This window comes from Mumia sp. zg.B17 (assembly GCF_019550915.1).
GTDB lineage: Bacteria > Actinomycetota > Actinomycetes > Propionibacteriales > Nocardioidaceae > Mumia.
Window position 1 is genome coordinate 176,752 of sequence record NZ_JAHWCI010000001.1, and the last position, 15,093, is coordinate 191,844.

Annotated in this window: 12 protein-coding genes; 4 read left to right on the forward strand and 8 right to left on the reverse strand. The window is 70.0% G+C overall.

Going from position 1 to position 15,093, the window contains the following annotated elements:
* Positions 1–62: 62 nt before the first annotated feature.
* Positions 63–1,274, reverse strand: a complete 1,212-nt coding sequence (locus tag KV097_RS00885) for an NADH-quinone oxidoreductase subunit D (protein ID WP_220364832.1) — start codon at positions 1,272–1,274, stop codon at positions 63–65.
* 109 nt (positions 1,275–1,383) lie between these two features.
* Between KV097_RS00885 and KV097_RS19580 the strand changes: the two genes are divergently transcribed.
* On the forward strand, positions 1,384–2,901 hold the full coding sequence (locus KV097_RS19580; protein WP_220364833.1) for an Ig-like domain repeat protein: 1,518 nt from the start codon (positions 1,384–1,386) through the stop codon (positions 2,899–2,901).
* Positions 2,902–2,988: 87 nt separating this feature from the next.
* Here KV097_RS19580 and KV097_RS00895 read toward each other — a convergent pair whose 3' ends face one another.
* A complete protein-coding gene (locus KV097_RS00895; RefSeq protein WP_220364834.1) occupies positions 2,989–4,371 on the reverse strand; it encodes a M14 family zinc carboxypeptidase in 1,383 nt (460 codons plus the stop codon).
* Positions 4,372–4,585: 214 nt separating this feature from the next.
* On the opposite strand from KV097_RS00895, the gene KV097_RS00900 reads away from it, so the two are divergent.
* Complete coding sequence (locus KV097_RS00900; protein WP_220364835.1) at positions 4,586–6,226, forward strand: long-chain fatty acid--CoA ligase; 1,641 nt, start codon at positions 4,586–4,588, stop codon at positions 6,224–6,226.
* A gap of 21 nt (positions 6,227–6,247) precedes the next feature.
* On the opposite strand, the gene KV097_RS00905 is transcribed toward KV097_RS00900, so the two are convergent.
* From KV097_RS00905 to KV097_RS00925, 5 genes are all read right to left on the reverse strand, one after another.
* Complete coding sequence (locus tag KV097_RS00905; RefSeq protein ID WP_220364836.1) at positions 6,248–7,165, reverse strand: SAM-dependent methyltransferase; 918 nt, start codon at positions 7,163–7,165, stop codon at positions 6,248–6,250.
* Complete coding sequence (locus KV097_RS00910) at positions 7,162–7,992, reverse strand: hypothetical protein (RefSeq protein WP_220364837.1); 831 nt, start codon at positions 7,990–7,992, stop codon at positions 7,162–7,164. The genes KV097_RS00905 and KV097_RS00910 overlap by 4 nt, the downstream gene beginning before the upstream one ends.
* Before the next feature lie 65 nt (positions 7,993–8,057).
* Positions 8,058–9,437: a bifunctional dTDP-4-dehydrorhamnose 3,5-epimerase family protein/NAD(P)-dependent oxidoreductase gene (locus KV097_RS00915; RefSeq protein ID WP_220364838.1), complete on the reverse strand. Its 1,380-nt coding sequence runs from the start codon at positions 9,435–9,437 to the stop codon at positions 8,058–8,060.
* Positions 9,434–10,432 (reverse strand): dTDP-glucose 4,6-dehydratase, encoded by a 999-nt coding sequence (gene rfbB, locus KV097_RS00920; RefSeq protein WP_220364839.1) that lies wholly within the window; start codon positions 10,430–10,432, stop codon positions 9,434–9,436. Before rfbB ends, KV097_RS00915 begins: the two co-directional genes overlap by 4 nt.
* 26 nt (positions 10,433–10,458) lie before the next feature.
* Entirely contained in the window at positions 10,459–12,222 is a 1,764-nt protein-coding gene (locus KV097_RS00925) for a DUF563 domain-containing protein (RefSeq protein ID WP_220364840.1), read from the reverse strand.
* A 69-nt stretch (positions 12,223–12,291) separates the two neighbouring features.
* On the opposite strand from KV097_RS00925, the gene rfbA reads away from it, so the two are divergent.
* Positions 12,292–13,155: a glucose-1-phosphate thymidylyltransferase RfbA gene (gene rfbA, locus KV097_RS00930; protein WP_220364841.1), complete on the forward strand. Its 864-nt coding sequence runs from the start codon at positions 12,292–12,294 to the stop codon at positions 13,153–13,155.
* A gap of 23 nt (positions 13,156–13,178) precedes the next feature.
* Here the strand turns inward: rfbA and KV097_RS00935 are convergent, their stop codons facing one another.
* Positions 13,179–14,288 (reverse strand): mannose-1-phosphate guanylyltransferase, encoded by a 1,110-nt coding sequence (locus tag KV097_RS00935; protein ID WP_220364842.1) that lies wholly within the window; start codon positions 14,286–14,288, stop codon positions 13,179–13,181.
* A 223-nt stretch (positions 14,289–14,511) separates the two neighbouring features.
* Between KV097_RS00935 and KV097_RS00940 the strand changes: the two genes are divergently transcribed.
* Positions 14,512–15,045: an SGNH hydrolase domain-containing protein gene (locus tag KV097_RS00940; protein ID WP_220364843.1), complete on the forward strand. Its 534-nt coding sequence runs from the start codon at positions 14,512–14,514 to the stop codon at positions 15,043–15,045.
* Positions 15,046–15,093: the final 48 nt, after the last annotated feature.

Below are 15,093 nucleotides of genomic sequence, written 5' to 3' on the forward strand. Positions count from 1 at the left end.
CTAGAGCGCGCGGCGGGAGTCGGCAGATCGACCCGCCGTGGCGTCGGGCACACCGCCCGGCGTCACTTGTCGATGTCGCCCACCACGAAGAACATGGAGCCGAGGATCGCGATCAGGTCCGCGACGACGCAGCCGCGCACGATCTCGGGCAGCACCGCGATGTTGTTGAAGGACGCCGTCCTCATCTTCAGGCGCCACGGTGTCTTCTCTCCCCGTGAGACCAGGTAGTAGCCGTTGATGCCGAGCGGGTTCTCGGTCCACGTGTAGGTCGAGCCCTCCGGGACCTTGAGGATCTTGGGGAGCTTGACGTTGACGGGCCCCTGCGGCAGTTCGCGCAACCGGGCCACGCAGGCGTCGGCGAGGTCGAGCGACACCCGCACCTGCTCGAGGAGGCATGCGAACCGTGCATAGCTGTCACCCTCGTGACGGGTGACCACCCGCAGCGTCTTGTCGGCGACGAGCTCGTCGTACGCGAGATAGGGCTGGTCACGTCGAAGGTCGAAGTCGACACCCGACGCGCGGGCGATCGGCCCGGAGACGCCGTACGCCTGGACGAGCTCGGGCGACAGCACACCGACCCCTCGGGTGCGGGCGACGAAGATCTCGTTGCCGAGCAACATGTCCTCGATCTGCCCGAGGCGGCTGCGCACGGCCGCGGTCGCAGCGCCGACGCGACCGAGCCAGCCGGCGGGGAGGTCCTCCTTGAGGCCGCCCACGCGGTTGAACATGTAGTGCATGCGCCCGCCCGAGAGCTCCTCCATGACCTCCTGGATCGTCTCTCGCTCGCGGAAGGCGTAGAAGATCGGCGTGATCGCACCGATCTCGAGGGGGTACGAACCGATGAACATGAGGTGGTTGAGGACTCGGTTGAGCTCGGAGAGCAGCATGCGTGCCCAGGTCGCGCGCTCGGGGACCTCGAGGCCCAGCATCCGCTCGACGCCGAGGACGACGCCCACCTCGTTGGAGAAGGCGGAGAGCCAGTCGTGACGGTTGGCCAGGACGATGATCTGCCGGTAGTCCCGGACCTCGAAGAGCTTCTCGGCCCCACGGTGCATGTAGCCGACGATCGGCTCGCAGTGCACGATGCGCTCACCGTCCAGCGTCAGGCGCAGCCGCAGGACACCGTGGGTGGCGGGATGCTGGGGGCCCACGTTGAGGACCATGTCGGTGGTGCCGAGGTCGACGCCGCCGCCGCGCTCGTGCCCGAAGCCCGCCGAGCCCGCACCGACGCCGACGGTCAGCGTGCGGGGAGGGGAGACCTCGTCGCTCGGCATGCCGCTCAGCCTAGCGGCGCCGTGACTGCAGGCGAGAGGAGACGGGTTGACCCGCGCGGTGCAATGATGTGCCCGCGCGCGGCGGCGCGCTACGACACCGAGGAGACCCGTGCCGACCCTTCGCCTGAACGCTCCCAGCCCTTGGAACGGTCGGAGCGGGGGTTCGTTCGACGCGAGGCGCCTGGTCGCGGCCCTCGTCGCCGTCCTGCTCGCCGCCGGAGTCCTGGCGGCTTCGCCGGCCAAGGCCGAGCAGAGCACCCTCAGCTACAACGGCTGGACCGAGGCGTGGGCCGACAGCAGCCTTTGGGTCTCGTTCACCGTGACCGGTGACGTCACCACGGGCACGATGACAGCGGCCTTCGACGGCAAGACGGTCACGCTCGAGCCGGTCGAGGGTTCGGACGCGGTCTACGCCGGCAGCGTGTCAGGCCCGTTGACGGTCGGCACCGGGGTGGTCACCGCGACGTTCACGCCGACCACCGGTGGCCCCGTCACCGGCAGCGGCTCCGTCGTGGTCCGGCAGGAGCTGCGCTATCCCGGCCCGGCGCCGGCAGGGGCGCCGTACGACCGGCCCAACTCCGCCTTCGTGTGGGGCGTCAGCGACACCCTTCGAGCCACGGTGGCAGCCGAGGGCGGCAGCGTCACGCTCTCGGGCGGAGCGGTGCGCGATCCGAGGTTCACCGACCGGTTCCGATTCCCGATCACGGACATGCGCAAGGCGTACCCGGCGAGGATCCAGGCCGGTGGCGTCGTCCGGCTGGCCAGCCCGCGCCGGGAGGTCGTGGTCTCCGACCTCGAGTGGGTGACCCAGGGCATGACCGGTGAGCTGCGCGCTGACGTGACCTACCGTCACCCGGGCCAGACCGCGAGGACAGAGAAGGGCATCGCGTTGGCGTCCGTCGCGGGCCTGTCCGGCGGCGGGGAGCCCACCTGGTCCCAGGCGATCGGCGAGACGCGCGCCACCGTGGCGGGTGCGCGGGTTCTCGGGGTCGCCGCCGGTGCCGACCTCGGCCCGCTGATCTGGACCGTCTACTACTCGGCGACACCCTTCGCGGCTACTGCCCGGATGACGGTCACGCCTGCGGTCACGACGTACGGACGGGCCGCACGGGTGGGGGTGTCGGTCGCTCGTGGCGCGACCTACGCGGCGGGGACCGTGGCGCTGACGGCGGGCAGCCGGTCGCTGGGCACCGTGCGTCTGTCACGGGGTGCGGCGACGGTGGCCGTCCCAGCAGGACTCGCGGTCGGGACGCACCAGATCATCGCGTCGTACCGTGCCGACTTCTCGCCGACGACGGCGGCGGCACGCACCGCCGTGCGGATCACGAAGGCGGGTACGGGCGCGAAGGTCCGACTGTCCAAGAAGAAGGTGACCCGCAAGCAGCGGGCGAAGGTGACGGTGACCGTCACCGGCCGCGGCACGACGATCCGTCCCACCGGCACGGTCACCGTCTTCGACGGCAAGAAGCGGGTCGGCAGAGCGACGCTCACGGCGGCCAGGCGCGGCGCGGTGACCGTGACGCTGTCCCGGCTGAAGAAGCGCGGCAAGCACGCGCTGCGCATCGTGTACGGCGGCTCGTCCGCCTTCACCGGCTCGTCGGCGCGCGCGGTGCTCCGGGTCCGTTGACGCTCCGCCAGACCGTCCGATGACAGAGGACTCGCAGCTGCGACCAGACGGCGGTCGCAGCTGCGAGTCCTGCGGTGGGTGACGGCGTCAGCAGGTCTCGAGCGGCGTCCCCTCGGCGAGGCGGTACTCCGACCGCGTGTCGAACATCAGCGGCACGAGCGCGCGGTTCGCCTGCGCGAGGCTCACCACTCGACCATCGGCGTTGCGGGTGGCCTTCAGGTCGTGCAGACGCAGCGTCCGACGCAGGTCCTGGAAGGTCGCCTCGGTGATCTGGTAGGCGCACATCGGCTCGGGCTCGACCTGGTCGGGATCGGTCGGCAGCATGTCGTCCTGGCCCCCGAAATAGACGACCCCGCCCTGCGTCGCGCCGAGCTCGCGCTGCCGTTCGGCGGCGGCCGCGGTCTCCCGAGCCAGCGTCGCGCGGTTCTCGGCGACCATCTGCGTCGACCCGAGCGCGCTCGCGTAGTTGGTGTCGACCCGGCGGTTGTTGAGGACGCGGACGTCGGCCGCCTCCTCGTCGTTGAGCGGACGGGTCGCGGTCTCGCTGAGCATGCCCACGACGTTCACCAGCCCCGCGTAGTTGCGGAGGATCCGGACCTGCTCGTCTCCGGCCACCTGGAGGAACGGCTCGCCGTCCTTGACGTACTGGCCGTAGATCCCGGCGGTGAAGCCCTCGCTGCGCGCCTGGGCGGCGGAGTACTCCTCGCTCATCTCCTTGCTGAGCGAGTGGACCTGGTCGTCGACGTTGCGGTTGCGCGGCCAGAGGTGGAGCAGGTCGGTCCGGTAGTACTGGTTGGGACCGTACTCGTGGAGGTCGTTGAGGACGTCGGGGTTCCAGTCGCGGATCACCTTCGTGATCGCCCGGCCCTCCGGCGTCGACAGCTCGAGGTAGTCACGGTTGACGTCGACGCCGTCGGCGTTGCCGCGGGTGTTGGCCACCCATCCGTCGGGGTTGGCGTTGACGATGAGCACCGTGGTCCGGGCGAGGAACCGGGTCACCGTGGCGTCGGTGCTCGTAGCGAGGTCGCGGGCGAGCTTCATGCAGGCTTCGCGGCCGGAGGGCTCGTTGCCGTGAACCGAGCAGACGAACATCGCGACCGAGCCACCGGCCGCCTCGGCCTGCGACTTCGGCGCGGGAGAGCCGATCGAGACGAGCTGGAGCGGGCGGCCCCGCGTCGTACGGCCGATGGTGCCGACCGTGACGCGTCGCGAGGAGGCGTCGAGCTGGCGGTAGAACGCCAGGGACTGCGGGTGGGTCGTCCAGGTCGCGCCGCCGGACTGCTCGAACGGCGTCTGCAGCGCGGCCGGGGCGTCCTCGGCCGCCGCGGCGAGGGCCGCCTCCAGACCGTCGTCGCGCTGTCCGGCACCGGCTGACGTGCCGCTGCCGACGAGCGCGGAGGCTGCGAGTGCGATGCCTGCGGCGGTCGCGAGGATCGTGGACCAAGGTCGGGGTGGGGAGGTGGAGCGCAAGGGATCGTCCTTTCGCCTGAGGCCACCGTTCGCCGAAGACGTCGAGCCCCCGCGGCGGCCACGTGTTCCCCCACCGTGAGGGTCCGTCACCGACTCGGCAACTCCAGTCTGTGAAAAGTCCAGACAAGTGGGGCTCGTCCCTGCTAGCCGATGACGAAAACGGGAACCTCCGGCACACTGTGTGAGCCACGCCACACTCGTTCGGAGGCCCCGAATGCGCAGCACCATGCAGGACGTCCCCCTCAGCCTCGGCCGCCTCATGCGGTACGGCACGACCGCGTACGCCGACGCCACCGTCGTCACCGCCACCCCCGACGGCACCCGGACCCGCACGTACGGCGAGATCGGCCGCCGAGCAACGCGCCTGGCGCAGGTGCTGCGAGGGCTCGGGGTGACTGGTGACCAGCGTGTCGGCACCTTCATGTGGAACAACGTCGAGCACCTCGAGTGCTATCTCGCGGTGCCGGCCATGGGCGCGGTCCTGCACACCGTCAACATCCGGTTGTTCCCCGAGCAGGTCGCCTACGTCGTCAACCACGCGGAGGATGCGGTGGTCGTCGTGGACGCCTCGCTCGTCGCGCCGTTCGCGGCGGTGCTCCCGCAGATGAAGACCGTCACCCACGTCCTGGTGGCCGGGCCGGAGGCCGCGGAGGCCGACCTCAGCCCGCTAGAGGCGTCGGGTAGGACGGTCCTGCGCTATGAGGACGAGCTCGCCGCTGCCCCCGACGACGACTTCGCGTGGCCGTCGGTGGACGAGCACGACGCCGCCGCGATGTGCTACACGAGCGGGACCACCGGCCACCCCAAGGGCGTCGTCTACAGCCACCGCTCGGCGTACCTGCACTCGATGTCGATCGCGATGGGCGACAACGCCGGGATGGGCCCGGAGGATCGCGTGCTCCCGATCGTCCCCATGTTCCACGCCAACGCCTGGGGCCTCCCGTACGCGGCCGTGCTGGTCGGCGCGTCGCTGGTGATGCCCGACCGCTGGCTCCAGGCCGAGCCGCTCGTACGCCTCATCGAGGAGACGCGCCCGACCCTCGCGGGCGGCGTGCCGACGGTCTTCAACGACATCCTCGGCCGGATCGACGAGCACCCCTCCGACCTGAGCTCGCTGCGCACCGTCCTCTGCGGCGGCTCCGCCGTCCCGGAGTCGTTGCAGCGCGCGCTCTGGGACCGCCACGGCGTGCGCATCCAGCAAGCGTGGGGCATGACGGAGACCTCTCCCGTCGCCACCTCCGGGAAGCCGCCGCTCGGCGTGGACGAGGAAGAGGCGTGGCGCTTCCGCGCCGGCCAGGGCCGGCTCCTGGGCGGCGTCGAGGCGCGGCTCGTCGGCGACGGTGGAGAGGAGCTGCCGCACGACGGCGAGGCGGTCGGAGAGGTCGAGGTGCGTGGCCCGTGGATCACCGGCTCCTACTACCTTGACGACGACCCCGAGAAGTTTTCCGACGGCTGGCTCCGCACCGGTGACGTCGGGACGATCGATCCACGCGGCTACATCACCTTGACCGACCGCGCGAAGGACGTGATCAAGTCGGGCGGTGAGTGGATCTCGTCGGTCGACCTCGAGAACGCGCTGATGGCCCACCCGGACGTCGTCGAGGCCGCGGTCGTGGGGATCCCCGACGAGAAGTGGCAGGAACGCCCCCTCGCGACGGTCGTGGTCCGCGCGGGCGCCGACGTGACTCCCGAGGCGCTGCGAGACCACCTCGCGGGGTCCTTCGCGGCATGGCAGCTGCCTGAGGCGTGGACGTTCATCGAGGCCGTACCCCGGACCTCGGTCGGCAAGTTCGACAAGAAGGTGCTGCGCAAGGCGTACGCCGACGGAACGCTGGACGTGCGCCGACGCGAGTGACGGGGCTCCGGGGTCGTCCGGTCAGGGGACCTCGGTCACGATCCACCAGAAGTCACCGAGACCGCCGGCCGCCGTGAGCTCGGCGGCCTCGGAGGCCGCCGCCAGCGCGGCGAGATAGGCGTGCGGGTCGGTGGAGGCGAGCGTGAGCGGAGGGCGGGCGCCGACGACACCCAGGTCGCGCAGCACATCTCGCTGACGACGCAGGGTGCCGCCCACGGCGTCCGCGAGGGCATCGACAGCGACGTGTGCCGTCACGTCGCGGGTGCCGTCGGGGACCACGTCGACCTCCGCGCCGCTGCGGTAGGCCCGCAGGCTGCCGAACGGAGGACGGTCGTCGGCGCGGTGGCCGTAGTCGATCGCGATCGCCGCTCCTCGGACCACCCTGCCGACCGCGTCCCGCCACCACGCCTCCCGCGACAGGCCCACCTCGGCGCGCTCACCCGGGTCGGGGCACGGCCACCAACGGTCGAGCCACGCCAGGGTGTCCGGGTCGCGCACGAGCGGGCCGAGCTCCTCCTCGCCGGTCGCCGGGTCGACCATCACCACCCGCAGCGCCCCGTCCTCGTCGCGCTCGACCACGTCGCACGGGAGGTTGTCCAGCAGCTCGTTGGCGATCAGCAGGCCGTCGACGCCGTCGGGGACCTCAGGGCTCCAGCCGATCGTCGGCGGGAGGTCGTCCGGGCGGGGCCGGAGGTCGACGCCGTGAAGGTCCAGCTCACCCGGCGCGGCGGCGTCGAGGGTCCGAAGGAGCTCGCCGCGGCCCGCGCCAGCGTCGACCACCGCCCTCAGGCCGGCACGGCGTACGTAGGTCAGCACCGCTGCGGCAAAGGCGTCGGAGGCGTGCACCGAGGTGCGGAAGTGGTCGACCGGGTGCTCGCGGCGATAGAAGCCGCCGGGCCCGTACAACCCCTCCTGCCAGGCCACGCGCCAGGAGATCACGCCGGAGTTGCGTACCGGGCCCGCAGGATGGCTCGACGGCGGGTGCCCTCCAGGTTGTCGCCCTTCTCGATGATCACCAGGTTGTGGTAGCAGTGGACGGCCACCACATGACGATCGGTGTAGCTGGGCTCGTACGCCTCGTCCACGAACTCCTCGTGGTTGAGGCCGTCGACGAGGGACTTGACGAGCGCCATCGTCGTCGTCGGGTCGTCGAGGTCCTCGCTGCCGCCGCGCTCTGGCCAGTACGAGGTCTGAGTGTCCTCGATCGCGTAGAACCCGCCGTCGGCGAGCCGCGGGAACAGGTAGGCGAAGGAAGCCCGCACGTGTTCGGAGCGGTGGCTTCCGTCGTCGATGATGATCGTCAGCTCGCCGACCTCGTCGATGATGCGCTGGAGCACCTCGGGGTCGGTCTGACTCCCGCGGTAGGTGGTGATCCGCTCGGCGTCGACGAACGACTTGTCCGCGATGTCCAGTCCGACGATCTGCGCGTTGCGGAAGAAGTGCTTCCACATCCGAAGCGACTTGCCCCCACGGCCCTCGCGGGCGTAGCCGCCGATGCCGATCTCGAGAACGTTGATCTTCTCGTCACGAAGGGGCGCGAAGTGGTACTCGTAGTGGGGGGTGTAACGGTGGTTGCCCCACTTGTCGGTCCGGAAGTGCTTCGCCAGCTGCGTGAGGTCCATCTCCGCCAGGTGCTCTGTCCGCGACTTCGCGGCCGGCCCGCGGGCGGCGCGCCGTCCCAGCGGGTCTCGGAGCCGCGCCCAGGCGGCGTCGCTGACCAGGGGCTTGATCCGTCGGACGGCGAACGACCGCGCAGCGTGGCTCACGTGTGTCTCTTTCCTGAGGGCGGGTTGCACGACACTGTAGCCAGAACCACGGTCCGTCCGGGAGGTCAAGCGAGGTACGAGTCCAGGGATTCACCTACCGGGAGCGGCTCGAACCCGGTGGACTCGATCTTGGTCAGGTCCAGCACCGAGTGCCGGGGCCGCGGTGCAAGCTCCTTGCCCTCGCCGTAGGCCTCGGTGGAGATCGGGGTGACGTCCTGCGGATCGCGGCCGCAGCGCGCGAACACCTCGCGTGCGACGTCGTACCAGGACATCGGCGCGCCGCCTCCACTGAGGTTGTAGACCCCGTACGGAGCGCTCGTCTCGATCAGGTGGACGATGCCCCGGGCGAGCTCGGTCGTGAACGTGAGGCGCCCGAGCTGGTCGTCGACCACCGACGGGCTGACGCCGTCCTTCGCCAGGCGCGCCATGGTGCGGACGAAGTTGCCGCCGTCGCCGATCACCCAGCTCGTCCGCACGACGTAGTGGCGCGCGATCGTCGAGACGACCGCGTCACCCGCGGCCTTGGTCTGCCCGTACACGCCGAGCGGAGAGAACGGCTCCGACTCGTCGTGCACCTCACGGGTGCCGTCGAACACGTAGTCGCTGGACACGTGGACGACGGTCAACCGGTGTCGCGCGGCGGTGGTCGCGAGGTGCACGAGCGCGGTCGCGTTGGCGGCCCAGGCCGCCACCCGGCCTTCCGGTGTCTCGGCGGTGTCGACCGCGGTGTAGGCGGCGGCGTTGATCACGGTGTCGTAGCGCGACCAGTCGATCGTCTCGTAGGCACCAGGGTCAGTCATGTCGAACGTGTCGAGGTCCACGGCGTCGGCGTCGGGAAGCACCGCTCGCAGCGCGCGCCCGAGCTGGCCGTACCCGCCGAGGATCAGCGCGCGACGCGGCTCCATCGGCGTGACGTCGGCCAGCAGCGGGTTGGCGCGGTCCTTGTCGGAGACCTCCGCCTCGCTGATCGGGATCGGCCAGTCGATGCCCAGCGCCGGGTCGTCGAGCGCGACCGCCGTGTAGACGACGTCGGGCCGCCAGTGCTCGTTGACGAGGTAGGCGTAGGTCGTGCCGTCCTCGAGCGCCTGGTAGGAGTTGCCGACTCCGCGCGGGACGAAGACCGCCACGCCCGGGTGCAGGTCGACGGTGACGGTCGTCCCGAAACCGGGGCCGGGTCGCAGGTCGACCCAGGCCCCGAACGCCTTGCCGGTCATCAGCGACACGAGCTTGTCCCACGGCTCGGCGTGGATGCCGCGGGTCGCGCCGGCGGCGGCGTTGTAGGAGACGTTGTTCTGGACGGGGCCGAAGTCCGGGAGGCCGAGCGCGACCATCTTCTCGCGCTGCCAGTTCTCCTTGAACCACCCGCGATTGTCGCCGTGCAGAGGCAGGTCGACGACGAGCAGACCGTCGATCGGCGTCGAGCGGACGGTGGGACCGGAGCTCACTGACCGACCTCGGCGTACCTCGACTCGACGGCTTCCTTCTTGGGACGCCACCAGGCGTCGTTGTCGCGATACCAGGCGATGGTCGCCTCGAGACCGGCGCGGAAGTCGGTGAACTGCGGTGCCCACCCCAGCTCGTTGCGCAGCTTGGTCGAGTCGATCGCGTAGCGCATGTCGTGGCCCGGACGGTCGGTGACGAGATCGTACGCGTCGGCAGGCTGGCCCATGAGCTCGAGGATCGTCTCGATGACCTCGCGGTTGTTCTTCTCGCCGTCGGCGCCGATCAGGTAGGTCTCGCCGATCCTGCCGTTCTCCAGGATCGTGCGGACGGCACTCGAATGGTCCTCGGTGTGGATCCAGTCGCGGACGTTCAGACCCTGGCCGTACAGCTTCGGGCGCCGGCCGTCGAGGACGTTGGTGATCTGACGGGGGATGAACTTCTCGACGTGCTGGAAGGGGCCGTAGTTGTTGGAGCAGTTGCTGATCGTCGCCGCGACGCCGAACGACCGGACCCACGCTCGCACCAGCAGGTCTGATCCGGCCTTCGTCGACGAGTAGGGACTCGACGGGTTGTACGGCGTCGTCTCCGTGAAGCGTGCCGGGTCGTCGAGCTCGAGATCGCCGTAGACCTCGTCGGTAGACACGTGGTGGAAACGCGTGCCGTGGCGGCGAACGGCCTCGAGCAGCGTGAAGGTGCCGATGAGGTTCGTGCGTACGAACGGGCTCGGGTCGGACAGCGAGTTGTCGTTGTGCGACTCGGCGGCGAAGTGGACGACCGCGTCGTGGTCGGCGACGAGCGGGTCGACCGCCTCGGCGTCGGCGACGTCACCGACGACCATGCTCACGCGGTCGGAGGGAAGCGCGTCGATCGCCTCGCGGTTGGCCGCGTACGTGAGCTTGTCGAGGACGGTGACCGAGGCATCGGTCGTCTCGACCAGGTGATGGACGAAGTTGGAGCCGATGAACCCGGCGCCGCCGGTCACGAGAATCTTCCGCATCGCACCAGGGTAGCGAGCAGGTGGCTCTAGTTGAGAAGCCGGCGCAACGCCCAGCGGTGACGGCGGAGATTGAAGGTGAAGTCATCACCGAAGGCGACCCGACGCCTGCTCGGGTCGGGGTCGCTCCTCTGCGTCCGGCCCCAGAAGTAGTGCACCTCGTTGCCGTTGACCGCCCCGATGAGCGCCTCGTTCTTCGCGGAGTACCCGTCGCCGGAGATGAGGATCACGCGAGCGTGAGGAGCGTGCATCATCGTGAACATCCCGCTCCCGCCGTAGCCAGCGATGATCCGGGCCTGGGCGAAGAGCTGGACCTGCTCTCCGTACGAGTAGTCCTCGGGTCTGACGATCGCGAAACCACGGTCGGCGAAGAACCGCTCGATCTCGGGTGCCTGCTGGCAGAGGCGACGAGCCGTTCGGGTGACGAAGATGCGCTCCGCGCGGACGGGCGGCTCCACCGAGGCGAACGCGTCGCGGATCCTCTCCCAGGTCTGCACGATGGCGGGGGAGACGAACCGCGGGTTCTCGAACTCCGGGTCGGCGCCAACGATGTCGGCGACCTCGAGCATCTCGTCTCCCTGCTGCACGACGAGCCTCGACGAGGGGATGCCGTAGGCGTCGAAGATCTCGCGCATGAAGGTTGGCACCGTCGACGTGCCCGGTCGTAGCGAGATCAGCGGACGGATCTCGGGGAACTCCTGCCGTGCCCGCTCCCAGCCCCACATCCGTGACACGACCTCCGTGCTGACGTGGCCGAAGTGTCCGGGAAACTCGGTGTCGAGGTAGTACAGCGGGCCATCCCAGCGGCGCCGTCGTGCCGGCCGCCAGTCCGGTCGTACCATCGCCAGGTGGTCGCCGGACTTCAGGATCCCTCGGTGCCGGAGGCGGGTCGCATGCTGGTGTCGGAACGTGTCGGGCAGCCAGTACTCGTCGTAGGCCACCAGCTGGCGCGGGTAGACGAGGGCACGAGAGTAGTGGCGCAGCTCGAGCGTCGGGATTGTGAACGGCCCGCTCGCGAGCTCGGGTCCCCGTCCGTGGGAGGCGACCCTGGCACAGCCCTCGAACGGGAAGCCCGGCTGCGACTCGAGTACCGTCACCGGGCTGGCCTCCCCGTAACGGGCCGCGAGCACCTCGACCGTCTCCTCGCCGCGCAGCGTGCGCCCCAGCGTCTCGCGCTTGGACACCAGGGCGAGCTGCCCGTGGTAGGTGACGTCGCCGATCGACTGGGCGAAGGCGTCGAGCCACGTGGACCAGCCGTGCTTCGGCGGAGGTTCGGGCGCCCGACGAGCAGCCTCCTCGATCACGGAGCGCAAGGAGTCCCCGGCCGGCGACGTCGATACGTCCGTGGGGGCTCGGTCGATGTTCTCGACCGCGAGGACGCCTTCGGCCTGGACGAACCCGTGCACCTTTCGCAGGGCGGCCACCTTGGCCTCCGTCTTCCGGTGCAGCGCCAGCACGAGCAGTTGCGGACGTGGCTGCGTGGACAGAACGGCCACGAGGTCGTCGGTGCGCTGCCAGTGGTGGACGTGCACGTTGGACAGCGGGTCCTGATCCTCGACGCCCTCGGGCGGCTTCCACTCGCCTGCGAGCACGTGCACGGTCGAGTCCGGGTATCGCTCGGCGAACGTGTTGCCGAGTGCGATCGCGTACCCGCGGGCGACGACGACCACGTCCGTCAACGGCGCCCGCATACGGCCGACGGCTGCCTCGTAGGTGGTCAGGTAGTCACGATCGTCGGAGGCCTGCGGCACGCCTCGCCGTAGGCCGATCGTGTCAAGGGTCTCCCGCGTCATGGGGCTATCGTGCCGTGCTTGGGGGGTCGCGCATCGAGCGCGCGCCGGATTGCCCCCTACCATGACGGCATGCGAGGCATCATCTTGGCCGGCGGGACCGGATCCCGGCTGCACCCGATCACCTTGGGGACGAGCAAGCAGCTCGTCCCCGTCTACGACAAGCCGATGATTTACTACCCGTTGTCGACGCTAGTCCTCGCCGGCATCCGGGACATTCTCGTGATCACCACACCCGAGGACGCGCCGCAGTTCCAGCGGCTGCTGGGGGACGGCTCCCGTTTCGGCATCTCGCTGTCCTACGTCCAGCAGCCCAGCCCCGACGGACTCGCTCAGGCCTTCCTCCTCGGCGAGGACCACCTGGACGGCGACGCGGCCGCGCTCATCCTGGGCGACAACATCTTCTACGGGCCTGGCATGGGTGGACAGCTCACGCGTTTCGACGCGCTCGAGGGCGCGGCGATCTTCGGGTACCAGGTCAGCGACCCGACCGCGTACGGCGTCGTCGAATTCGACGAGTCCGGCAAGGCGTTGTCGCTGGAGGAGAAGCCTGCCCACCCGCGGAGCAACTTCGCGGTTCCGGGGCTCTACTTCTACGACTCCGACGTGGTCGAGATAGCCAGATCCCTCAAGCCGTCGCCGCGTGGCGAGTTGGAGATCACTGACCTCAATCGGGTCTACCTTGACGCGGGGCGGCTCCAGGTGGAGATCCTGCCTCGCGGAACTGCCTGGCTCGATACCGGGACGTTCGACTCGTTGAACGATGCGTCCAACTTCGTGCGGACGATCGAGAGCCGTCAAGCCCTCAAGATCGGATGCCCGGAGGAGGTCGCCTGGCGTGCCGGGTTCCTCACCGATGACGAGCTGCGCGAGCGCGCCGAGTCGTTGGTCAAGAGCGGATACGGGGCGTATCTGCTCGGGCTCCTCGACTTCTGAGCACGGTCGCTCTCGGGAGGGGGTCAGAGCAGGTCGTCACGACCGGCGTCGCGCCAGTGCGCGACCAGCGACTTGACCTCCTGGGCGTGCGTCGTCGTCGTGACCAGGACGGCGTCGGGGGTGTCGACGACCACCACGTCCTCGACACCCAGCACCGACACCGTGCGCCGGTCCGTGACCACCAGTCCACTGCTGCGGACCGAGGCGACCAGGGCGGGGTCGCCGAGCGCCGCCGTCCGGCCCTCCGTGCCGGACAGCACCTCCGCCACGGCGGCAAAGTCGCCGACGTCGGTCCAGCCGAAGGTGCCGGGGACGATGGCGATGCCACCGACGGCCGCGACCGGTTCGGCGATCGCGTGATCGATCGCGATCTTGGTGAGCGTCGGCCAGACCTCGTCGAGGGTCGCCGCCCGGGCGGGCCCGTCCCACGCGTCGGCGATCACGTCCAGGCCCTCGCGCATCCGGGGCTGCTGGTGACTCAGGTGCTCCAGGAGGACGTCGGCGCGAGCGACGAACATCCCCGCGTTCCACCGGAACCGCCCGGAGGCGAGGTACTCGCGCGCGGAGTCGAGGTCCGGCTTCTCCACGAAGCGGGTCACTACGCTGCCGTCCGGTGCGCCCGGCACCCCCTCGAGGGCGGCACCGCTCTCGATGTAGCCGTAGGCCGTCGAGGGGGCGGTCGGGGCGATCCCGATCGTGGTCACGTAGCCCGCGGCGGCCGCGGCGGCCGCCTGGCGGACGGCGTCGGCGAACTCCTCCGCACCTGCGACGAGGTGATCGGCAGCGAACGAGGCGACGATCGCGTCGGGGTCGCGTCGTGCGATCAGCGCGGTCATCAGACCGATCGCCGGCATCGAGTCGCGGGGTCCGGGCTCGGCGACCAGGTTGGCCTCCCCAAGCTCGGGCAGCTGGGCGGCCACCGCATCACGGTGTCGCACGCCGGTAACGACGTTCACACCGCCGGGACCGACGAGCGGGACCAAGCGGTCGTACGTCTGCTGGAGAAGCGAACGGCCGGTTCCGGTCAGGTCGAGCAGAAACTTCGGGTGAGAGGTGCGCGACACGGGCCAGAGCCGTGTTCCCGCGCCGCCCGCGGGGACGATCGCCTGCAACGACGGGACAGCGTCGGACATGGTGCTCCTCTGGGACGGACGGTGATCGGTCCAGGGTAGGGGGGTCAGGCCCTGAGCGTGCCTGGCCCGGTCTGGACGCGTTCCCCCGGCAGGTACATCGCTTTGCGATGTCCCCGACCACCCCGAGCCCGCGCGCTCGCCCCACGGTCGAGGAGCACCCGCCCGCAGCAACCCAGATGCGGCGCCCGAGATCCAAGGGCTGCGCGCCGTCGCAGTCGGGCTGGTGGTGATCTTCCACCTGTGGCCGAACCGGTTGCCGGGCGGTTACCACGGGGTCGACGTCTTCTTCGTCATCTCGGGGTACCTGGTGCTCGCGGCGTCGCTGGTCGCGGTGCTGATCTGGGTGCCGCGGATGCTGTGGCAGCAGTTCGTCCGGGACGTGTGGAAGCCCGCGATCGACGCCAAGGTCCCGATCGTCGCCCTCCGCGACAATCCCGAAGGCGGCCGGACGCCGGAGTCCGACCCGAACATCTGCCTGGTCAAGGTGGGTGCCGAGGGTGTCGACACATGTGCGCTGTCGCGGCAGGAGTCCGTCGACAGCCTCTTCGACCCGTACGAGGAGGCGGCGAAGAGGGCTGGCCGCAAGCGCGCCTTCCACCTGGACATGACGCGCTGGTACTGCGACGACGAGGTGTGCCCAACTGTGATCGGCGGCGCCAACGTCTACCGCGACAGCAACCACGTCACGATCACCTACGCTCGCACCCTGGCCCCTTACTTCAGGCAGGCGCTGACCAGGGCCGGGCTGCTCGACTAGTGTCAACCGCGGCCTACCCTGGCCCGAACGTCATATTTCGACTGAACG

What these genes read in the sequence shown, in the direction of transcription:
- KV097_RS00885 (WP_220364832.1), bottom strand. Translation starts at nt 1,274, where the DNA reads ATGCCGAGCGACGAGGTCTCCCCTCCCCGCACGCTGACCGTCGGCGTC.
- KV097_RS00900 (WP_220364835.1), top strand. Translation starts at nt 4,586, where the DNA reads ATGCGCAGCACCATGCAGGACGTCCCCCTCAGCCTCGGCCGCCTCATG.
- rfbB (WP_220364839.1), bottom strand. Translation starts at nt 10,432, where the DNA reads ATGCGGAAGATTCTCGTGACCGGCGGCGCCGGGTTCATCGGCTCCAAC.
- KV097_RS00925 (WP_220364840.1), bottom strand. Translation starts at nt 12,222, where the DNA reads ATGACGCGGGAGACCCTTGACACGATCGGCCTACGGCGAGGCGTGCCG.
- rfbA (WP_220364841.1), top strand. Translation starts at nt 12,292, where the DNA reads ATGCGAGGCATCATCTTGGCCGGCGGGACCGGATCCCGGCTGCACCCG.
- KV097_RS00935 (WP_220364842.1), bottom strand. Translation starts at nt 14,288, where the DNA reads ATGTCCGACGCTGTCCCGTCGTTGCAGGCGATCGTCCCCGCGGGCGGC.